The organism is Cryobacterium sp. MDB1-18-1 (assembly GCF_004402735.1).
Taxonomy (GTDB): Bacteria; Actinomycetota; Actinomycetes; order Actinomycetales; family Microbacteriaceae; genus Cryobacterium; species Cryobacterium glucosi.
On record NZ_SOFR01000026.1, the window covers coordinates 23,297 to 44,402 of the forward strand.

The window sequence follows — 21,106 nt, forward strand, 5'->3', positions numbered from 1 at the left end:
GCGTACGCAGTTGACGCCCAGAAGGAGAACCATGAGCTTCGAGTCGGTAGACCCAGGCGAAGGCCACTCGATCGCGGCCTGGACGGCTGTCGTCGTCATGCTCGTCGCGATCACGATCGGCACCGTCGCCTTCTTCCTCGATGTGCCGTGGCTGGTGTGGGCCTCTGTCGTCCTCCTCGTCCTCGGCCCGATCGCCGGGTTCGTACTGAGCCGGCTGGGCTACGGCGTCGCCGACGCAGCGCCGCACGAAAGTCATTAGCCGAGTGCTGTCCGAACTCCTCGCCGGGGCACTGTCAGACGCCGCTGAACGGCGCCTCACCCGTCCGTTCGCCGCCGTCGAATCGGCGGCCCTCGATCGCGCCCCCGCCATCGACGCACTGCACGCCCTCGCACCGGCCGACAGGGTCAAGATCATCGCGGAAGTGAAGCGGGCGAGTCCTTCCCGGGGCACCCTCGCCGAGATCTCGGACCCTGCCGCCCTCGCCGTCTCCTATGAGTTCGGCGGGGCGAGCGCCATCAGCGTGCTCACAGAGGGACGCCGTTTCCTCGGGTCCCTCGCCGACCTCGAACAGGTGCGATCCGCCGTGTCCATCCCTGTCCTCCGCAAGGACTTCATCGGCGAGCCGTACCAGGTCCTCGAGGCCAGGGCCGCGGGCGCAGACCTCGTGCTCCTCATCGTCGCGGCACTCGACCAGGCCACCCTCGGGTCCCTCCAGGCCCTCGTCCGCGAACTCGGCATGACGGCCCTCGTCGAGACCCATAGCGCCGAAGAAGTCGACCGTGCGCTGGATATCGGTGCAAGCCTCGTCGGGGTCAACGCCCGCGACCTGTCGACGTTCCAGCTCGACCAGGAGCTCTTCGGCCGCCTCGCAGACCGGATCCCCTCCGGTGTCATCCGCGTCGCCGAATCAGCGGTCAAGACGGCCGCGGACGTCGCCCACTATCGTGCCGCCGGCGCCGACGTCGTCCTCGTCGGCGAAGCGCTCGTCACGAACGATCCCATTCTCACCCTTACCGAATTTCTGGCGGTCTAAATGTCCACGTCCCTTCGAACCGAAACAGGCCCGTACTTCGGCGACTTCGGAGGCCGGTTCGTCCCGGAGTCGCTCGTCGCAGCCCTCGACGAGCTCACGAACGAATATGCGCTGGCCAAGGTCGACCCGGCCTTCGCCGCTGAGCTGATGGAACTGCACAGGAGCTACACCGGCCGACCGTCGATCATCACGGAGGTGCCGCGGTTCGCCGCGCACGCCGGCGGCGCCCGGGTGATCCTCAAGCGCGAAGACCTCAACCACACCGGGTCACACAAGATCAACAACGCCCTCGGCCAGGCGCTTCTTACCAAGCGCATCGGCAAGACCCGGGTCATCGCCGAGACCGGCGCCGGCCAGCACGGCGTCGCGACCGCGACCGTCGCCGCGCTGTTCGGGCTCGAGTGCGTCGTCTACATGGGCGAGGTCGACACCGAACGGCAGGCCCTCAACGTCGCACGGATGCGCCTCCTCGGTGCAGAGGTCGTCTCCGTCCGCACCGGGTCGCGCACCCTGAAGGACGCGATCAACGACGCCATGCGCGACTGGGTCACGAACGTCGAGACCACCAACTACATCTTCGGCACCGTCGCAGGTCCGCACCCCTTCCCCGCGATGGTGCGCGACTTCCAGAAGATCATCGGAGAAGAGGCCCGCGCCCAGGTGCTCGAACTCACCGGGCGCCTCCCCGACGCCGTCACCGCGTGCGTCGGCGGCGGCTCCAACGCCATCGGAATCTTCGACGCCTTCCTGGACGACCCTGCTGTCGCCCTCTACGGGTACGAAGCAGGCGGAGAGGGCATCGAGACCCCGCGCCACGCCGCGACCCTGACCAAGGGACGCCCGGGGATCCTGCACGGGGCGCGCAGCCTCATGCTGCAGGACGAGGACGGCCAGACCGTCGAGTCGCACTCCATCTCGGCCGGACTCGACTACCCGGGGGTCGGACCGGAGCACTCCTGGCTCTCGACCATCGGACGGGCGACGTACCTGCCCGTCACCGACGCCGCGGCGATGGACGCGTTCCGCCTCCTCAGCCGCACGGAGGGCATCATCCCGGCGATCGAGTCGGCCCATGCCCTCGCCGGAACCCTCGAGCTCGGCAAACGGCTCGGACCGGAGGCGACCATCCTGGTCAGCCTCAGCGGTCGCGGGGACAAGGACATGGAAACGGCGGGCCGATACTTCGACCTGCTCGACGAGGGTGCACAGCAGCTATGACCGCAACGACGAAGACCAGCACACCGATGACGCCCAACCGCACCAGCAGGGTCGAAGCCACGATCGCCCGGCGCAAGGCAGAGGGCGGCGGTGCCCTGATCGGCTATCTTCCCGTCGGATTCCCCACCCTCGCTGAGAGCATCGAGGCCGCGGTCGCCCTCGCGGAGAACGGCGTCGACATCATCGAGCTCGGGCTCCCGTACTCCGACCCCGTGATGGACGGCCCCGTGATCCAGGCCGCCACCCAGCAGGCCCTCGCCAACGGTTTCCGGCTCCGCCACGGAATCGAAGCCGTCGCGGCGATCACCGCACGCGTCGACGCCCCTGTCCTCGTGATGACCTACTGGAACCCGATCCTGCAGTACGGGGTCGACCGCTTCGCCGACGACCTGCTCGCCGCAGGCGGCGCAGGCCTGATCACCCCCGACCTCATCCCCGACGACGCAGCAGACTGGTTCGCGGCGAGCGACCGCACCGGGCTCGACCGGGTCTTCCTCGCCGCGCCCTCGTCGTCAGACGAACGGCTCGCCCACGCGGTCGAGGTCAGCCGGGGTTTCGTGTACGCCGTCTCCACCATGGGCATCACCGGGGCGCGTTCCGACGTCGACTCCGCAGCCCGCGTCCTGGTCGACCGGCTGCGCCTCGCCGGTGCGACGAGCGCGTGCGTGGGCCTCGGAATCTCGACTCCGGAGCAGGTGCGCGAGATCCTCGGCTACGCGGACGGCGCCATCGTCGGTTCCGCGCTGGTCAAGGCGCTGTCCGACGGGGGAGTCCCCGCCCTCGGAGCCCTGGCCGCCCGGCTTGCAGCCGGAGCGACCGGGATCCGCGCCGCCGTTTAGGGCACGCGACCGTTTAGGGTAAGTTGACCGAGGCGAGCTCCCACGCTTCCCCGCTACGAAAGGTAATACCCAGGTGTCTTTTCTGCTGAGCATTCCGAGCCCAGGCCCCGAGTGGAGTTCTTTCAACCTCGGTATGTTCCCGATCCACGCGTACGCGCTGTGCATCCTGGCCGGCATCATCGCGGCGACGGTCATGACGAGCAGGCGCCTCAGCAATCGCGGCGGCGAGCCGGGCGTCGTGCTCGACATCATCCTCTGGGCCGTTCCGCTCGGCATCGTCGGCGCCCGGGCGTACCACGTGCTCACCCACCCTGCCGACTACTTCTACGCCGGTGCGAACCCCTGGGAGGTCTTCGCGATCTGGCACGGCGGAAACGCCATCTTCGGTGCGCTCATCGGCGGGGCCGTCGGAGCATACATCGGCTGCCGGATCTCCGGCGTGAAATTCTGGTCCTTCGCGGATGCCCTCGCCCCCGGAATGCTCATCGCGCAGGCGATGGGACGCCTCGGCAACTGGTTCAACACCGAACTGTTCGGCCTGCCGACGACCCTGCCTTGGGGCCTCGAGGTGCCGTCGACCAACCCGGCCTTCCCCGTCGGGCTCCCGGCCGGCACCCTGTTCCACCCGACCTTCCTCTACGAGATGATCTGGAACACGATCGGCGTGATCGTCATCCTCCTCATCGAACGCCGGATCACGCTCCGCTGGGGCCGCGCCTTCGGTGTGTACCTGGTCTGGTACGGCCTCGGCCGCACGTTCTTCGAATCGATCCGCATCGACCCGAGCGAGATCTTCTTCGGAATCCGCACCAACGTCTGGGCAGCGATCATCGCGGTGGTCCTCGGCATCATCCTCATCGTGGTGCAGGGCCGCAGGCACCCCGGACTCGAAGTCAGCGTCTATCGCCCAGGTCGGGAATGGAAGCGCCCCGTCCCTGAGGTAGAATCTGAAGAGTTTGATACGGATTTCGAGGACCACGGTGATGAGGCCGTCGAACCCGCCGCATCGGGCGACGTTGCAGCCACAAGCACCAGCAACCCGCGCCTCCAGGCCTGAGACCGTACACCCGGCTCCCGCCTCCCTCCCGGTACGACGGGTCGGCGCGCAACTGTACGCAGATGATCTCCACCCCCGCGGGCCAGCGTCGTCCCCACTTGCCAGCTATCTCTGAGGACGGTCCCATGCCGCAGTCACCCCTCTTTTCCCGCTTCAGCACCGTTCCCCAGCCCCAGGGGCTGTACAACCCTGCCGACGAGCGGGACGCCTGCGGGCTCGCCATGGTCGCGACACTCCGCGGAACCGCCGGGCACGACATCATCACGATCGCACTCGACGCCCTCCGGAACCTCGAACACCGCGGCGCGGTTGGGTCAGACGCCGGAACCGGCGACGGCGCAGGCATCATCACCCAGATCCCGCACGACTTCCTGAGCCAGGTCGTCGAATTCGAGCTCCCCGCCGCCGGGCGGTACGCCGTCGGCAACGTGTTCCTCCCGACAGACCCGACCGAACGCAGCGCCGTCAAGCGCCAGATCGGCCGGATCGCCCAGGAGGAGTGCCTCGAGATCCTCGGCTGGCGCGAAGTCCCCGTGCGCCCCGACGAGGTCGGAAACCTGGCCAGGGCGGCCATGCCCGCGATCCAGCAGCTCTTCGTCCAGAGTTCGCGCACGGAGGACGACGGTGAACGCGTCGCGGACATCGCGCTCGACCGCCAGACCGTCCGGCTGCGGAAGCGCGCGGAGCGGGAACTCGAGACGTACTTCGCGTCGCTCTCCTGCCGCACCCTGGTCTACAAGGGCATGGTCACGACCCTCCAGCTCGAACCCTTCTACCCGGACCTCTCCGACCCGCGCTTCGTCTCGAAGCTCGCCCTCGTGCACTCCCGGTACTCGACCAACACCTTCCCGTCGTGGCCGCTCGCGCAGCCGTTCCGGATGATCGCGCACAACGGTGAGATCAACACCGTGCAGGGCAACCGCAACTGGATGCGCGCGCGCCAGTCCCAGCTCGAATCCTCCCTGCTCGGAGACCTCGCCCCGCTGCTGCCGATCGTCACCCCCGGCGGCAGCGACTCCGCGTCCTTCGACGAGGTCGTCGAGCTCCTGAGCCTCTCCGGCCGCTCCCTGCCGCACGCCGTCATGATGATGGTCCCTGAGGCCTGGGAGAACCAGACCGCGCTCGACGAGGAACGACGCGCGTTCTACGAGTACCACTCGATGCTGATGGAGCCGTGGGACGGTCCCGCGGCGATCGTCTTCACCGACGGTTCCCTCGTCGGCGCCACGCTCGACCGCAACGGGCTCCGCCCCGGCCGGTACCTGATCACCGACGACGGCCTCGTCGTGCTCGCGAGCGAGATCGGCGTGCTCGACATCGACCCCGCCCGCGTGGTCCGCAAGGGCCGGCTCCGCCCCGGCAAGATGTTCCTCGTCGACACCGTCGCGGGCCGGCTGATCGAGGACGACGAGATCAAGGCAGAACTCGCCGCGATGGAACCGTGGGGGGACTGGCTCGACGCCGGCCGGATCAACCTCAAGGACCTCCCTGAGCGCGAGCACATCGTGCACCCGCCGGCATCCGTCGTGCGCCGCCAGCGCACCTTCGGCTACACCGAAGAAGAAGTGCGCATCCTGCTCGCCCCGATGGCCCGCACCGGCGGGGAACCCCTCGGCGCCATGGGCAGCGACACGCCGATCGCCGTTCTGAGCGACCGGCCCCGGCTCATCTTCGACTACTTCACCCAGCAGTTCGCCCAGGTGACAAACCCGCCCCTCGACTCGATCCGGGAGGAGGTCGTGACCTCCCTCAAGCTCGGACTCGGGCCGGAGCGGAACCTCCTGTCCGTCGGACCGGAGCATGCGCGCCAGGTGGTCCTGGACTTCCCGGTCATCGACAACGACGAACTCGCCAAGATCCAGCACATCGACCCCGCCCCCGGCAGCCGGACGACCTCGACCATCCGGGGCCTGTACCGTTTCGACGATGGCCCGGACGCCCTGGCCAACCGCATCGACGCGATGTGCCTCGAAGTCGACGACGCCATCGAGGCCGGAGCCCGTTTCATCGTGCTCTCCGACCGCGATTCCAACAAGGATCTCGCGCCGATCCCGTCTCTCCTGATGATCGCCGCCGTGCACCACCACCTGATCCGCACGGAGAACCGGATGAAGGTCGGCATTGTCGTCGAGGCCGGTGACGTGCGCGAGGTGCACCACGTCGCGCTCCTGATCGGCTATGGCGCCTCAGCGGTCAACCCGTACCTCGCGATGGAAACCTGCGAGGACCTGGTCCGCAGCGGGTACATCACGAACGTCTCACCCGAGAAGGCCGTGCGCAACGTCATCAAGGCCCTGGGCAAGGGCGTGCTCAAGATCATGTCCAAGATGGGCATCTCGACGGTGTCGTCCTATGCGGGAGCCCAGACCTTCGAGGCCGTCGGCCTGAGCCAGGACTTTGTCGCCCAGTACTTCACCGGGACGACGAGCAAGCTCGGCGGCATCGGCATCGATGTCATCGCTGCGGAAAACGAAGCACGCCACGCCTCGGCCTACCCGGAAGATGCAGCAGTCACGGCGCACGAACGCCTCAGCACCGGCGGCGAGTACCAGTGGCGCCGCGACGGCTCCCCGCACCTGTTCAACCCGGAGACGATCTTCCGGCTCCAGCACGCGACCAGGACCGGCCGTTATGACATCTTCCGCGAGTACACCAAACTCGTCGACGACCAGGCCGAGAGCCTCATGACGCTCCGCGGCATGTTCACCTTCGACACGCACAAGCGGCACCCCGTGCCTCTCGACGAGGTCGAATCGGTCGCGTCGATCGTTACGCGCTTCGCGACCGGTGCGATGAGCTACGGCTCGATCTCCCCGGAGGCCCACGAAACCCTTGCGATCGCCATGAACCGGATCGGCGGCAAGTCGAACACCGGGGAGGGCGGCGAGGACCTCGACCGGCTGATCGACCCGCAGCGCCGCAGCGCCGTCAAGCAGGTCGCCTCCGGGCGGTTCGGCGTGACGAGCATGTACCTGTCGCACGCCGACGACATCCAGATCAAACTCGCCCAGGGAGCCAAGCCCGGTGAGGGCGGCCAGCTGCCGCCGACCAAGGTGTATCCCTGGATCGCGCGCACCCGGCACGCCACCGCGGGCGTCGGCCTGATCTCACCGCCGCCGCACCACGACATCTACTCGATCGAAGACCTCAAGCAGCTCATCTTCGACCTCAAACGGGCGAACCCGGATGCACGCATCCACACGAAGCTCGTCAGCCAGTCCGGCATCGGGGCGGTCGCCGCCGGCGTCGCCAAGGCCCTGTCGGACGTGATCCTGATCTCAGGCCATGACGGCGGCACCGGGGCGAGCCCGCTCAACTCGCTCAAGCACGCGGGGACGCCCTGGGAGCTCGGACTCGCGGAAACCCAGCAGACCCTGATGCTCAACGGCCTGCGTGACCGCGTCGTCCTGCAGGTCGACGGCCAGCTCAAGACCGGCAGGGACGTCATCATCGGCGCGCTGCTCGGAGCGGAGGAGTTCGGCTTCGCTACCGCGCCCCTGATCGTCGAGGGCTGCGTCATGATGCGGGTCTGTCACCTCGACACCTGCCCGGTCGGCGTCGCCACCCAGAACCCCGAACTGCGGAAGCGCTTCACGGGCAAGGCAGACCATGTCGTGAACTTCTTCGAGTTCATCGCCCAGGAGGTGCGCGAGTACCTCGCGGAGCTCGGCTTCCGCAGCCTCCAGGAGGCCGTCGGCCACCACGAGATCCTCGACGTCGACGGCGCGCTCGAACACTGGAAGACGGCGGGCCTCGACCTCGCGCCGATCCTCGACGGACCGGACTTTCCGGATTCCGAGCCGAGGCAGTTCGGTCGACCCCAGGAACACGAACTCGACAAGCACTTCGACAACGAGCTGATCAGGCGCGCGGGAAGCGTGCTCGAGCACGGCGGCCGGGTCGAGATCGCCCTGCCGATCCGCAACACCGAACGGGCCGTCGGCACGATGCTCGGCCACGAGGTGACGATCCGGCACGGCGAGAACGGCCTTCCGGCCGGCTCGATCGACGTGACGCTGACCGGTTCGGCCGGACAGTCGTTCGGGGCCTTCCTGCCGGGCGGGATCACCCTCAGGCTGGAGGGCGACTCGAACGACTACGTCGGAAAGGGTCTCTCCGGCGGTCAGATCGTGGTTCGCCCCGACCGTTCGAGCATCTTCTCCGCCGAGGAGAACGTCATTGCCGGCAACGTGATCGGCTACGGCGCCACCCAGGGCAGCATGTTCATCCGCGGCATCGTCGGGGAACGGTTCCTGGTGCGCAACTCCGGAGCGACTGCGGTCGTCGAAGGCGTCGGTGACCACGCCCTCGAATACATGACGGGCGGGCTCGCCCTGATCCTCGGCCGGACCGGGCGCAATCTCGGTGCCGGCATGAGCGGCGGCACAGCATACGTGTACGGACTCCGCACGGAGGACGTCAACAGCCAGGCGCTCGAGTCCGGGGAGCTCACGCTCCTCCCGCTCGGAAGCGCCGACAGGGAGATCGTCAGCGATCTCCTCGAGCAGCACAGAGACCAGACGGATTCCGTGCTCGCCGCGGCTCTCCTGTCGGATCTCGAAACAACCATGTCCACATTCGTCAAGGTGCTGCCGCGGGACTACGCCGCCGTCCTGGCGACCAGGCAGAACGCCGTCGCCGAGGGTCTCGACCCCGACGGCGACGTCGTCTGGAACCGCATCCTGGAGGTTACCAATGGCTGATCCGAAGGGATTCCTCACAACGAAGGCGCGCGAACTGCCGCCGCGTCGGCCGGTGTCCGTGCGCCTGATGGACTGGAAAGAGGTCTACGAACAGGGAGACGCCGCCGTTCTCAAACGGCAGGCCGGCCGCTGCATGGACTGCGGTGTTCCCTTCTGCCACCAGGGCTGCCCGCTCGGCAACCTGATCCCAGAGTGGAACGATCTGACCTGGCGCGAGGAAGGCAGGCAGGCCATCGAGCGCCTGCACTCCACGAACAACTTCCCTGAGTTCACCGGACGGCTCTGCCCCGCCCCGTGCGAGTCGGCGTGCGTCCTCGCGATCAGCCAGCCTGCCGTGACGATCAAGCAGGTCGAGGTCTCGATCATCGACCAGGCCTTCGCCAGCGGCTGGGTGCAGCCGCAGCCGCCGGGGCGCCTGACCGGTAAGACGGTTGCCGTCGTCGGATCGGGGCCCGCGGGTCTCGCCGCAGCCCAGCAGCTCACCCGCGCGGGTCACACGGTCGCCGTGTTCGAACGCGACGACCGGATCGGCGGACTGCTGCGTTACGGCATCCCCGACTTCAAGATGGAGAAGAAGCACCTCGACCTGCGCCTCGCGCAGATGACGGCGGAGGGAACCCGGTTCCGCGCCGGCGTGAACATCGGCGTCGACATCACCTGGGACGACCTCCGTGCCCGGTACGACGCCGTGGTCGTCGCGACGGGTGCGCTCGTACCCCGCGACCTGCCCGTCCCCGGCCGCGACCTCCCCGGAGTGCACTTCGCGATGGAATACCTCGTGCAGCAGAACCGCACGGGCGCGGGGGACACGGTCGACAGCCAGATCACCGCGGAGGGCAAGCATGTCGTCGTCCTCGGTGGTGGCGACACCGGCGCCGACTGCATCGGAACTGCGCACCGCCAGCTCGCGGCATCCGTCACGAACCTCGCGATCGGCAGGCAGCCCGGCACCGAACGGCCCGAACACCAGCCGTGGCCGATGTCCGCGACCCTGTTCGAGGTCTCGAGCGCCCACGAAGAGGGCGGAACCCGCGAATACCTCGCCTCGACGATCGAGTTCCTCTCCAACGAGGCAGGCGAGGTTCGCGCGATCCGCGTCGCTGAAACCGAGTACCTCGATGGCCGGCGCGTGCCCAAGGCGGGTACGGAACGTGAAATCCCCGCGGACCTCGTACTCCTCGCACTCGGATTCACCGGCCCGGAATCGGCGGAGCTCACCAGCCAGCTGCACGTGCCGCTCGATGGGCGGAGTAATGTCGTTCGAGACGGTAACTACCAAACCAGCCATGAGGGCGTGTTCGTCGCCGGCGATGCCGGTCGCGGACAGTCCCTCATCGTCTGGGCGATCGCTGAAGGTCGTGCTGCTGCAGCCGCCGTCGATCGATTCCTCGAAGGTGAGACACAACTACCTGCTCCGGTCAAACCGACCGACCATGCCTTCGCCATCTAACGGTCCCTGTGAAGTGAGCGATTAGCCGGAGGACGCCACCAAGCGGCCTCCAGAACCACAGAACAAGAATGCGCCTACCCGGCGCGGAAAACGGAGCACTTTCAGAATGAGACGCGCCAAAATTGTCGCCACCCTCGGGCCGGCAGCCGCCAGTTACGATCAAATTCGAGCCCTGATCGACGCGGGTGTCGATGTCTGCCGGATGAACCTCAGCCATGGTGACTACACCGTGCACGAGGCCGTCTACGCGAACATCCGCAAGGCAGCGAATGATTCCGGTCGCGCGGTCGCAGTCCTGGTCGACCTGCAGGGCCCGAAGATCCGGCTCGGCAAGTTCGAGGGCGGCCCTTATGAACTGGCCGTCGGCGACATCTTTAAGATCACCACGGAAGACGTGCTCGGCACGAGGGAACTCTCCGGCACGACGTACAAGGGCCTGCCCAACGACGTCAAGCCCGGCGACTTCCTGCTGATCGACGACGGCAAGGTCAAGGTCGAGGTCGTCGCGACAAACGGCATCGTCGTCACGACGCGCGTCATCGTCGCCGGCCCGGTCTCGAACAACAAGGGCATCAACCTGCCCGGTGTTGCCGTCAACGTTCCCGCACTGTCCGAGAAGGACGAAGCAGACCTGCGCTGGGGCCTCCGCCTCGGCACCGACCTGATCGCCCTCTCCTTCGTGCGCGACGCGGCAGACATCACCCGCGTGCACGAGATCATGGCAGAGGAGGGCCGCAAGGTCCCCGTCATCGCCAAGATCGAGAAGCCGCAGGCCGTCGAGCACCTCGAAGAGATCATCGACGCCTTCGACTCGATCATGGTCGCCCGTGGCGACCTCGGCGTCGAGCTCCCGCTCGAAGCCGTGCCGATCGTGCAGAAGCACGCCGTCGAGCTCGCCCGCCGGATGGCCAAGCCGGTCATCGTCGCGACGCAGATGCTCGAATCGATGATCCACAGCCCGGTCCCGACGCGTGCGGAAACGTCCGACGTCGCGAACGCCGTTCTCGACGGCGCGGACGCGGTCATGCTCAGCGGCGAGACCAGTGTCGGCGAATACCCCGTCGTCACGGTTCAGACCATGGCGCGGATCGTCGCATCCACCGAAGACCACGGCCTGGAGCGCATCGCGCCGCTCACGAACAAGCCGCGCACCCAGGGCGGGGCGATCACCCTCGCCGCGATCGAGGTCGCGGAATTCGTCGACGCGAAGTTCCTCTGCATCTTCACCGAATCCGGAGACTCCGCCCGCCGGATGTCCCGCCTGCGGTCGAAGATCCCGATGCTCGCCTTCACGCCTGAGCCCGGCATCCGCCGCCGCCTCGCGCTCACCTGGGGCGTGCAGACGTACCTCGTGGACCGGGTCACGCACACGGACTCCATGTTCGGCCAGGTCGACGACATCCTGCTCGGCCAGGGCCTGGCCCAGCTCGGTGACAAGGTCGTCGTCATCAGCGGTTCCCCTCCCGGAATCGCCGGCTCGACGAACGACATCCGGGTGCACCGCATCGGCGACGCCCACAACGAGGTTGCTCCGGCATACGTCAAGCAGTAGTCCCGTTGGAAGGAAAGCCCCGTCGACCGTTTCGGTCGGCGGGGCTTTTCCAGTGTCCGGGCGGGATCAGTCCGTCGTGCCCAGGAACGCGATGGCCGCGTCGCGGAAGGCGCGGGAGGTCGGGGCGTTGAAGTGGTTGCGGCCGGGGATCTCGAAGAACGATCCGGCAGGCGTGGCCTCCGCGAGGGCCCGCGAAGCCTCGAGGATTCGATCCTCGCTCCCGGTCGCGAACAGGAGCGGCTGGGACGGCGCGTTGTCTGGTCCGGGCTGGGGACCGCCGCGCATGCCCTCGACGAGCGCGACGAGCGCCTCGAGATCGTTGCCCGGCAACGCCTTGGCCATGGTGAGGTACGCGCCAGTGAGCCGGTCGCCCACCTCGGTGCCGTGTTCGATGTGCGCGCGGGCATCGGCGACCTGGAACCGCGTGAGCGGGTCACCGTCCGGAATGCCGCCGAGTACCGCGCGGGTCACGCGCCCCTCGAGCTCACTCGCCGCCTGCCAGCCGACCCGTGCGCCCAGGGAGTAGCCCGCGTAGGCGACCTCGTCGAGCAGGTAGGCGTCGAGGACCTGTTGCACGTCGGCGACGAGCGTGTCCATCGTGTACGCGGAGGGGGAGTGCGGCTTGTCGCTCAGGCCGTGGCCACGCTGGTCGATCGCGATCACGTGGAAGCCCGCGCGCAGGAGGTCCCTCGTCCAGCCGGTGGCGTGCCAGTTCGCGACGGCGCTCGACGCGAAGCCGTGCACGGCGAGCACGGTCGGGTCCGACGGATCACCGAATTCGTAGGTCGCGAGGTTGACCCCGTCCGCGGAGTAGACGAAGCGGTGGGCGGGCGCTGTTCGAGTGTTCATCGTCCACTATTTGACCACGCCGGCGGCCGGGGCGAGCGCTGCGGGGAGCGGCCAGGTCTCTGGCCCGGGCCGCTACTGTAGACGGGTGAGTGAACTGACAGTGAGATCCGATGCCGTGCAGCACCCCGAATTCGCGGATGCCGTGCGCCCGGCCCGGTCGCAGGCCCTGCTCGACACGATGAAGGAACGGGTCGTCATCGCCGACGGCGCCATGGGGACGATGCTGCAGGAGCACAACCCCACCCTCGACGACTACCAGCAGCTCGAGGGCTGCAACGAGATCCTGAACGTGAGTCGTCCCGACATGATCGAGGCGATCCACGGCGCGTACCTCGACACCGGCATCGACGCCGTCGAGAGCAACACCTTCGGAGCCAACTGGTCGAACCTCTCCGACTACGACATCGAGGACCGCATCGAGGAACTCGCGAGGCTCGGAGCGGCGATCGCCAGGAAGAGCGTCGAGGACTACGAGTACAGGGACGGCCGGGTGCGCTGGGTGCTCGGTTCGATGGGTCCGGGCACCAAGCTCCCGAGCCTCGGCCACACCACATACGCCCACCTCAAGGCGACCTTCGCCGAGCAGGCCGTCGGTCTCATTCGCGGCGGTGCCGACGCCTTCCTGATCGAGACCTCCCAGGACCTGCTCCAGACCAAGTCCGCGGTGAACGGCTGCAAGCAGGCCATCGCGGAGACCGGCATCCGCCTGCCGATCTTCGTCGAGGTGACCGTGGAGACCACAGGCACCATGTTGATGGGGAGTGAGATCGGGGCGGCGCTCACGGCGCTCGAACCCCTCGGCATCGACGCGATCGGCCTGAACTGCGCCACCGGTCCGACAGAGATGAGCGAACACCTGCGCCATCTCGCGCGCTACTCGCACGTTCCGGTGATGTGCATGCCGAACGCCGGCCTGCCGATGCTGACGGCGACGGGGGCGAGCTACCCGCTCACGCCGGACCAGCTCGCGACGGCGCACGAACAGTTCGTCAAGGAGTTCGGGCTGGGCCTCGTCGGCGGATGCTGCGGGACGACTCCCGCGCACATGCGCGCGGTCGTCGACCGCCTGCGCGGCGCCACCGTCAGTGCACGCACGATCGAAGAGGACTCCGGCGTCGCGAGCCTCTACCAGCATGTCAGCTTCGACCAGGACAGTGCCTTCCTCGCGATCGGGGAGCGCACGAACGCCAACGGCTCCCGGGCATTCCGCGACGCCATGCTCGAGGAACGCTGGGACGACTGCGTCGACATCGCCCGCGCCCAGGTCCGCGACGGCGCCCACCTGCTCGACGTCTGCATCGACTACGTCGGGCGGGACGGCGTCGCCGACATCCGCCAGGTCATCTCCCGGCTCGCGAGCGCTTCGACCCTGCCGCTCGTCGTCGACTCCACAGAGCCTGCGGTGCTGCAGGCGGGCATGGAACTCATCGGCGGACGCCCGGTCGTGAACTCGGTCAACTTCGAGGACGGCGAGGGACCCGGCAGTCGCTTCGGCCGGATCATGCCGCTCGTCAAGGAACACGGAGCCGCCGTGATCGCCCTCACCATCGACGAGGAGGGCCAGGCCCGCACCGCAGAGCACAAGGTGCGCATCGCGACCAGGCTCGTCGAGACCCTCGTGAACGACTGGGGGATGCGGGTCGAAGATATCATCGTCGACGCCCTGACCTTCCCGATCGCCACGGGCCAGGAGGAAACCCGCAGGGACGGGATCGAGACGATCGAGGCGATCCGGCAGATCAAGGCGAAGTATCCCGGCATCCACACCACGCTCGGCGTCTCGAATGTGTCCTTCGGGCTGAACCCGGCGGCCAGGTCGGTGCTCAACTCGGTGTTCCTGCACGAGGCGACAGCGGCCGGGCTCGACTCCGCCATCGTCAACTCGGCCAAGATCGTTCCGCTCGCCTCGGTGCCGGACGACCGCCGTACGGTGGCGCTCGACCTGGTCTGGGATCGCCGCGAGTACGACGTCGACGGCAACCTGACCTACGACCCACTGGCCGCGCTCCTCGACCTGTTCGCCGGTGTCGACTCCGCCGCACTGAAGGACGAGCGCGCGGCCGAGCTCGCGGCCCTGCCGGTCGGCGAGCGCCTCGAGCGACGCATCATCGACGGAGAGGCCAAGGGGCTCGAGGCCGACCTCGACCTCGCCCGCGCCGGAGGGATGAGCGCCCTCGACATCGTCAACGTTCACCTGCTCGCCGGCATGCAGATCGTCGGCGCCCGGTTCGGCAGCGGAGAGATGCAGCTGCCGTTCGTGCTGCAGTCCGCCGAGGTGATGAAGGCCGCCGTCGCGCTCCTCGAGCCGCACATGGAGAAGTCGGAGGCAGCGGGCAAGGGCACGATGGTCCTCGCGACCGTGCGCGGCGACGTGCACGACATCGGCAAGAACCTCGTCGACATCATCCTGACCAACAACGGTTACGACGTCGTGAACATCGGGATCAAGAAGACGATCAACGAGATCATCGCGGCCGCGGAGGAGCACAACGCCGACGTGATCGGGATGAGCGGCCTGCTGGTCAAGTCCACGGTCGTGATGAAGGAGAACCTGCTCGAACTGAACAACCGGGGGCTCGCGAAGAAGTGGCCCGTGATCCTCGGCGGCGCAGCCCTCACCCGCGCCTACGTCGAGGAAGACCTCGCCGGACTGTTCGAGGGGCAGGTCCGGTACGCCAGGGACGCCTTCGAGGGCCTGAAGCTGATGGAGCCGCTCGTGGCCATCGCCCGCGGCGCAGACCCGGCATCCGTCGGCCTGCCGCCGCTGAAACAACGCATTCACAAGCGCAGCCTGCTCACCGTCACCGAGCCGGACGCCATGCCGGTGCGCAGCGACGTGGCAGCAGACAACCCGGTGCCCGTTCCGCCGTTCTGGGGGACCAGGATCGTCAAGGGCGTCGCCCTCGCCGAATACTCGGCCTTCCTCGACGAGAGGGCGACCTTCATGGGCCAGTGGGGCCTCAAGCCCAGCCGCGCGGAAGACGGCGCCAGCTACCAGGAACTCGTCGACACCGAGGGCAGGCCGCGGCTGCGGTACTGGCTCGACCGGATCCTCGCGGAGGGCATGCTCGACGCCTCCGTCGCGTACGGCTACTTCCCCGCATACAGCGAGGGCAACGACCTCGTGGTGTTGCACCACGACGACGACCCGGACGGGCGCCTCGGCACGCCGGGCCTGCTCGCGCCCGACGGCGGTTCCGGCGGAGCGGTCGGCACCGAACGGTTGCGATTCTCCTTCCCGCGCCAGAGACGGGACCGGCACCTGTGCCTGGCCGACTTCGTCCGTCCGCGCGAGTCCGGGCAGGTCGACGTCGTCGCCCTCCAGCTCGTCACGGCCGGCGCCAACGTCGACAGCGTGACCGCGAAGCTCTTCGCTGCGAACAAGTACCGCGATTACCTGGAGCTGAACGGTCTCACCATGCAGCTGACCGAGTCCCTCGCCGAGTACTGGCACGCTCGCGTGCGCTCAGAGCTCGGTCTCGGCGCCGAGGACCCGGCCGACGTGGCCGGCATGTTCAAGCTCGAATACCGCGGCGCCCGTTTCTCACTCGGCTATCCGGCCTGCCCCGAGATGGAGGACCGCCGCAAGGTCGTCGAACTGCTCAGGCCCGAGCGGATGGGTGTCGTGCTGTCTGAGGAGCTGCAGCTTCATCCGGAGCAGTCGACGGATGCGTTCGTGTTCCATCACCCGGAAGCGAAGTACTTCTCGGTCTAGCGTCGCCCGGCGATGGCGCGCTCCTGGCGGCGGGCAGTTTCGCCCGGCGCAGGGCGGCGAGGGCCGCCGGGCCGACCAGGAAGATGCCGAGCACCGTCGTGACGGCGCGAACGGTGTCCCAGGTCAGCGTCGACGTGACGAGCGAGTAGAGGCCGAAGGAGGCCAGGTTCGTGCCCAGGGACGCTCCGGGGGAGTAGGAGATGCCGGTCCCCGTTCCAACGGCGAACGGCCAGAACCACAGGTTCATCACGAGCCCGAACAGGTAGGACGCGACGACGCCGTACCCGGCCAGGAGCGCGATCTCGAGGCGTGCCCTGGCACGCGGGCCGAGTCGCCCACCGGCGCGCAGGCGTGGCAGCAGGGCTGCACCCGCGCCGACCCAGCCGCAGGCGAACATCTGGAACGGGGTCCACGGCCCGAACCCGCCCCAGAGCACCGAAGACACGGCGATGGTCAGCAGCCCGAGCAGCAGCCCGAACCGGGCACCGTAGACCCGTCCGGCCAGGATGAGCAGGATGAACACGGCCTCGATACCGCCGACGCCCGTGCCCGCGATCCGGACCGCAGCTCCCACTGCCGCGAGCACCCCGAGCAGGGCCACCGTCTTCGCGGTGTACATCTCGCGGTCCACCACGAGGGCGAGCGCGACGATCACGGCGGGCACGAGGGCGAACGCGACGAACGGAACAGCGCCCTGCGCGTCCCGGGGAACGGCGGTCGCGAACAGCGGCCAGCCGAAACCCGCGGCGGCGAGCAGGCTGCCACCCCACAACACCGCGGATGTCCACCGCCCGCTGCGGCGCTTCACGGCGTCACCGGCTTGTCCCGGCCCGGAGTACCGACAGCTGAGGCTGCGCCCGACGCCCCGGCGCCGATGTACAGCTCTGCACTCAGGCACCCGGCCTCGAGGTGCAGGGTCCGGGTGGCGAAAGACCGGGAGAAGTCGTGGTCGTGCGTCGCGAACAGCACCGCGGATTCCCGGCTGGACGCGCGTTCCAGCGCCGTGCCCACGAGCGAACGGGCTGCGGCGTCGAGGCCTCGGGTCGGCTCATCGACGAGCAGCAGGGCAGGGGTGTCCGCGAGCTGGATCGCGATCGCGAGGCAAAGCCGCTGGCCCGCGGACAGGTCCCGCGGGTGACGCTCGAGGAGGGGAGCTGCTGCGGCGGAGTCGTGCCCCAGAAGCCGCGCGAACGTCCCGGCTGTGGAACCCGGTGCGAGGCCCGCGCGTGGTCCCGCTCGTCGCCGCGTCGACCGGTCACTGCGGCGGCATTCGTCCGCGACCGTCGTAGCGAAGAACAGGTCGTCGAAATTCTCCGGAACGAGCGCGACCGCCCGGCGCCGGTTCCTCCTGTGCATGGCCGAAACATCCTGCCCGGCGACGATCACGGTGCCACGGGTCGACGGCAGCGCGAGCGCGTTCAGGAGGCTGCTCTTGCCCGCGCCGTTCCGGCCCTCGAGGGCGACGATCTCGCCGGCTGCCAGCTCGAGTGACACCGCGTCGACGACGGTCCGGTCGCCGTGTCGAACCGTCAGCCCGCGGATGCCGGCGAGCGGCTTTCCGGCGAACGGCACCGCGGCGCGCAGCCCGGCCTCCGACTCCGATCCGGGACTCGGACGGTGCCCGGCCCGTGCGTTCCTGCTCGGGACGCTGCGATCGCCGACCCGGTTCGGCGGCTGATCACCCGGAGGCAGCATGCGCGCGCGGTGCCCGTCGAGCACGAGCCAGGCATCCGCGAAAGTTTCGAACTCGCGGCTGTTGTGCTCGGCGACCACGACGCAGACTCCGGCCTCGTGGGCCAGCCGGTCGAGCACGCGGAGGACCCTGTCCCTCGCCTCGGTGTCGAGTTCGGCGAGTGGTTCGTCGACGAGCAGGAGCACCGGCCGGCAGATCAGGGCGCCACCGAGGGAGACGAGGGTGGCCTCCCCGGCGGAGAGCGCCGAGACGGGGCGACCCAGCAACGGCGTGATGCCGAGTTGCGCGGCCACCTCCCGCACACGCTGCTCCACGATCACCGCGGCGACGCCGCGCACGGCGAGGGCGAAACCGATCTCCTCCGCCACGGTCTCCGCGACGAAGGACAGCCGCACGTCCTGTGGCACCAGGCCGACGAAGCCGGCGGTGTCGCGCGGGGGAGTCTCGGCCCTGTCGACGCCGGCGATCTCGATCCGGCCGTGCTGGCGGCCGCCGTGGAAGTGCTGGAACAGCCCGCTCATCGCCTGGAGCAGGCCGGACTTGCCCGAACCGGTCGGCCCGACGATGACCGTGAGGGTGCCGGGGGCGAGAGCGAGGTCGAGGTGCTCGAGGCGCCAGTCCCCGTCGAAATCGAGCGCGGCATCCGCCAGGACGACGGGCCGGTCACAGGCGCCGCCGACGGCCCCGACGGACGCGAACCCCCGCGCCTCCATCGATGCAGCGAGGGCGAGGGCGCGCTCGATGGTCTGCTCGAACACCGGGACGAGCAGGGCTGCCACGGTCCGCTCACCCCGGAGGGCAGCGGCCAGGCGGACGCGCCTGACCGAGTCCAGGAGTGCGGGAAACGTGGCCCACGCGATCACAAGCGCGCGGGAGACCGTGCGCAGCGGCCCGCGCCTGGCGCCGCGGGCGAACAGGCGGCTCACGTCGACGAGCGCGTTGAGCACCCCGAACACGAGGATCACGGCCGCGACCGGGAGCGCGCTCAGCGCCGCGTTCCCGATGCCGCCGGTCGTGACAGGTCCGAACAGCACGACGTGACTGAACGGTCCGGCGAGGGGGACTCGCGGCAGGTCGAGCAGCACCAGCCCCGTGCCCCCGCCGCCGCCGAAGAGCACCCGGTATCCGATCCGAAGCACCACGAATCCGAGCGCGAAGAGCACGGCCGCGCGGAGGGGGGCCAGGCGAAAGCGGAACACCGGGGTCGGAGCCCTAGCTCCCGGGCGTCGGAGTCTCGGTACCGGTGGTGAACACGAGGCCGAGGGACTGACCCGGCGTCACCTGGAGGCTCCCGAGGCCCTCCTGGGCGTACTCCCAGGCCGCGCCGGGGGACTGCTGGATCCACAGCGCCCAGTATGCGTATGCGGGCGCCATCGACTGGCACGATTCGACGAACGAGGCCTGGCCCGTGACCGTGACGGTCTCGTCGGCGGCAGGGCGCCCGTTCACGCGGCAGACGACCTGGTCGCCGTACTGGACGGTTCCCTCGGTCGCGACGGCCGCGGTCTTCATGACGGCGCTTGCAGCGATCGTGGTCGCCGTCCCGGTGTCCACACAGTCGGTGATCTTCGGTGCGGCGAGGGTTCCGAAATCGACGACAACCCTCACCCCGGAACAGGCCTCTGGCGAGGCGGACTCCGTGGCGGCGGCCGTTGCTGCGGCTCCGGGCGCGGCTGTCCCGCTGGGCGACGTGGACGGGCCGGTGGCGCAACCGCTGAGCGCCAGCGCTCCGAGCAGGGTGAGCGTAACGAGTACTGGCATCTTCATGCCCCCCAGAATACTGAGCGGCAGGCGGGAATCGGAATTCGTCAGACGCGCAGGGTCATCGTGCCGGAGCATGCCCGCGGTGCTGTCCCCGGGACAGAGTCAGAGCGCCGGCACCCGCTCTGCCGGCAGGGGAGACCCCGGCGGGGTGCCGTCGCCGAACGGACGCCCGCCCAGGGCCTCGCGACCAGACGGTTCGAGCCAGCCACGGGCATCCGGCCCCTTCGGGACGATGCCGCTCGGATTGATGTCGCTGTGGGTGACGTAGTAGTGCCGCTTGATCTGTTCGAGGTCGATCGTGTCGCCGAAACCCGGCGTCTGGAAGAGGTCCCTCGCGTATGCCCACAGGACAGGCATCTCGCTGAGCTTGTTGCGGTTGCACTTGAAGTGGCCGTGATACACGGCGTCGAACCGTGCGAGCGTCGTGAAGAGCCGGATGTCGGCCTCGGTGATCGTGTCGCCGACAAGGAAGCGCTGGGTCGCGAGGCGCTCCTCGAGCCAGTCCAGGCGGGCGAAGAGGGCGTCGTATGCCCGCTCGTAGGACTTCTGGCTGCCGGCGAAGCCGCACTTGTAGACGCCGTTGTTGACGTCGTGGAAGACCAGGTCGGCGACCTCGTCGATCTCGGCGCGATGCTCGACCGGATACAGATCGGGAGCACCCTCACGGTGATACTCCACCCATTCGGTTTCGAAGTCGATCGTGATCTGCGGGTAGTTGTTGGTGACGACCCGTCCGCTCGGAATGTCCACGATCGCGGGAACGGTGATGCCGCGCGGGTAATCCGGGAATCTCGCGAAATAGGCCTGCTGAAGCCGTTCAATGCCGAGCACCGGGTCAACGGCGCCGGGGTCGAGGTCGAAGGTCCAGCTGTTCCTGTCGTGCGTCGGTCCCGGCAGGCCCAGCGAGATGACCGCCTCCAGCCCGAGCAGGCGCCGGACGATCGCGGTCCGGTTCGCCCACGGGCACGCCCGCGCGGCCACGAGACGGTACCGGCCGGGCTCGACGGGCCAGCCGTCACGGGCGTCCCGGGTGATGCGGTCCTCGATGTAGTGGGTGTCGCGATCGAAGGGCTGTCCGGGTTCGATGTAGCTCGGCGTCAGGTCTGCGCCCTCGGGCTCTGGGGTGGTCATCCTTCAACGGTAGCGGCGGCGCGAGAATTTACCTCGCGGTAACGGAGTCGCGTCATCTTCGACGCAGTGCAGCGGCTACTCTCCGAGGAAGGCATTCAGAG

General features: G+C 68.5%; 14 protein-coding genes. 9 read left to right on the forward strand and 5 right to left on the reverse strand.

The features are described from left to right. Window positions 1-31 precede the first annotated feature (31 nt). The 8 genes from E3O50_RS06565 (at window position 32) to pyk (ending at window position 11,853) form a co-directional block, all read left to right on the forward strand. On the forward strand, window positions 32-259 hold the full coding sequence (locus tag E3O50_RS06565) for a DUF6704 family protein (RefSeq protein ID WP_134448733.1): 228 nt from the start codon (window positions 32-34) through the stop codon (window positions 257-259). 4 nt (window positions 260-263) lie between these two features. Then, the gene (trpC, locus tag E3O50_RS06570; RefSeq protein WP_134448732.1) at window positions 264-1,034 is read left to right on the forward strand and encodes an indole-3-glycerol phosphate synthase TrpC; all 771 of its coding nucleotides are present in this window, start codon (window positions 264-266) and stop codon (window positions 1,032-1,034) included. Then, on the forward strand, window positions 1,035-2,252 hold the full coding sequence (trpB, locus tag E3O50_RS06575; RefSeq protein WP_134560083.1) for a tryptophan synthase subunit beta: 1,218 nt from the start codon (window positions 1,035-1,037) through the stop codon (window positions 2,250-2,252). Window positions 2,253-2,278: 26 nt separating this feature from the next. Beyond that, a complete protein-coding gene (gene trpA, locus E3O50_RS06580) occupies window positions 2,279-3,091 on the forward strand; it encodes a tryptophan synthase subunit alpha (RefSeq protein ID WP_134448758.1) in 813 nt (270 codons plus the stop codon). 82 nt (window positions 3,092-3,173) lie between these two features. After that, window positions 3,174-4,148, forward strand: coding sequence for a prolipoprotein diacylglyceryl transferase (gene lgt / locus E3O50_RS06585; RefSeq protein WP_277612963.1), 975 nt, complete (start codon window positions 3,174-3,176; stop codon window positions 4,146-4,148). A gap of 125 nt (window positions 4,149-4,273) precedes the next feature. Then, entirely contained in the window at window positions 4,274-8,851 is a 4,578-nt protein-coding gene (gene gltB, locus E3O50_RS06590; protein WP_134560085.1) for a glutamate synthase large subunit, read from the forward strand. After that, the gene (locus E3O50_RS06595) at window positions 8,844-10,301 is read left to right on the forward strand and encodes a glutamate synthase subunit beta (RefSeq protein ID WP_134560087.1); all 1,458 of its coding nucleotides are present in this window, start codon (window positions 8,844-8,846) and stop codon (window positions 10,299-10,301) included. The genes gltB and E3O50_RS06595 overlap by 8 nt, the downstream gene beginning before the upstream one ends. A 106-nt stretch (window positions 10,302-10,407) precedes the next feature. Then, window positions 10,408-11,853, forward strand: a complete 1,446-nt coding sequence (pyk, locus tag E3O50_RS06600; protein WP_134560089.1) for a pyruvate kinase — start codon at window positions 10,408-10,410, stop codon at window positions 11,851-11,853. 66 nt (window positions 11,854-11,919) lie between these two features. Here the strand turns inward: pyk and E3O50_RS06605 are convergent, their stop codons facing one another. Next, complete coding sequence (locus E3O50_RS06605) at window positions 11,920-12,702, reverse strand: alpha/beta hydrolase (protein WP_134560091.1); 783 nt, start codon at window positions 12,700-12,702, stop codon at window positions 11,920-11,922. A 178-nt stretch (window positions 12,703-12,880) separates the two neighbouring features. Here E3O50_RS06605 and metH point away from each other — a divergent pair, with 178 nt between their 5' ends. Then, window positions 12,881-16,417, forward strand: a complete 3,537-nt coding sequence (gene metH / locus E3O50_RS06610) for a methionine synthase (RefSeq protein WP_134560175.1) — start codon at window positions 12,881-12,883, stop codon at window positions 16,415-16,417. On the opposite strand, the gene E3O50_RS06615 is transcribed toward metH, so the two are convergent. The 4 genes from E3O50_RS06615 to E3O50_RS06630 all read right to left on the reverse strand — a co-directional run bounded on the left by E3O50_RS06615 (window position 16,305) and on the right by E3O50_RS06630 (window position 21,005). Then, window positions 16,305-17,225: an ECF transporter S component gene (locus E3O50_RS06615; protein WP_241975453.1), complete on the reverse strand. Its 921-nt coding sequence runs from the start codon at window positions 17,223-17,225 to the stop codon at window positions 16,305-16,307. The two genes, metH and E3O50_RS06615, sit on opposite strands and share 113 nt — an antisense overlap. Further along, on the reverse strand, window positions 17,222-19,309 hold the full coding sequence (locus tag E3O50_RS06620) for an ATP-binding cassette domain-containing protein (protein WP_134560095.1): 2,088 nt from the start codon (window positions 19,307-19,309) through the stop codon (window positions 17,222-17,224). Before E3O50_RS06620 ends, E3O50_RS06615 begins: the two co-directional genes overlap by 4 nt. 13 nt (window positions 19,310-19,322) lie before the next feature. Beyond that, window positions 19,323-19,877: a hypothetical protein gene (locus E3O50_RS06625; protein ID WP_134448724.1), complete on the reverse strand. Its 555-nt coding sequence runs from the start codon at window positions 19,875-19,877 to the stop codon at window positions 19,323-19,325. Window positions 19,878-19,976: 99 nt separating this feature from the next. Then, window positions 19,977-21,005: a glutathione S-transferase C-terminal domain-containing protein gene (locus E3O50_RS06630; protein WP_134560097.1), complete on the reverse strand. Its 1,029-nt coding sequence runs from the start codon at window positions 21,003-21,005 to the stop codon at window positions 19,977-19,979. Window positions 21,006-21,106 lie beyond the last annotated feature (101 nt).

Excerpts from the sequence above, each read along its gene's own strand:
- E3O50_RS06565 (WP_134448733.1), top strand. The coding sequence starts at position 32 with ATGAGCTTCGAGTCGGTAGACCCAGGCGAAGGCCACTCGATCGCGGCC.
- trpB (WP_134560083.1), top strand. The coding sequence starts at position 1,035 with ATGTCCACGTCCCTTCGAACCGAAACAGGCCCGTACTTCGGCGACTTC.
- trpA (WP_134448758.1), top strand. The coding sequence starts at position 2,279 with ATGACGCCCAACCGCACCAGCAGGGTCGAAGCCACGATCGCCCGGCGC.
- gltB (WP_134560085.1), top strand. The coding sequence starts at position 4,274 with ATGCCGCAGTCACCCCTCTTTTCCCGCTTCAGCACCGTTCCCCAGCCC.
- E3O50_RS06595 (WP_134560087.1), top strand. The coding sequence starts at position 8,844 with ATGGCTGATCCGAAGGGATTCCTCACAACGAAGGCGCGCGAACTGCCG.
- pyk (WP_134560089.1), top strand. The coding sequence starts at position 10,408 with ATGAGACGCGCCAAAATTGTCGCCACCCTCGGGCCGGCAGCCGCCAGT.
- E3O50_RS06605 (WP_134560091.1), bottom strand. The coding sequence starts at position 12,702 with ATGAACACTCGAACAGCGCCCGCCCACCGCTTCGTCTACTCCGCGGAC.
- metH (WP_134560175.1), top strand. The coding sequence starts at position 12,881 with ATGAAGGAACGGGTCGTCATCGCCGACGGCGCCATGGGGACGATGCTG.
- E3O50_RS06625 (WP_134448724.1), bottom strand. The coding sequence starts at position 19,877 with ATGAAGATGCCAGTACTCGTTACGCTCACCCTGCTCGGAGCGCTGGCG.
- E3O50_RS06630 (WP_134560097.1), bottom strand. The coding sequence starts at position 21,005 with ATGACCACCCCAGAGCCCGAGGGCGCAGACCTGACGCCGAGCTACATC.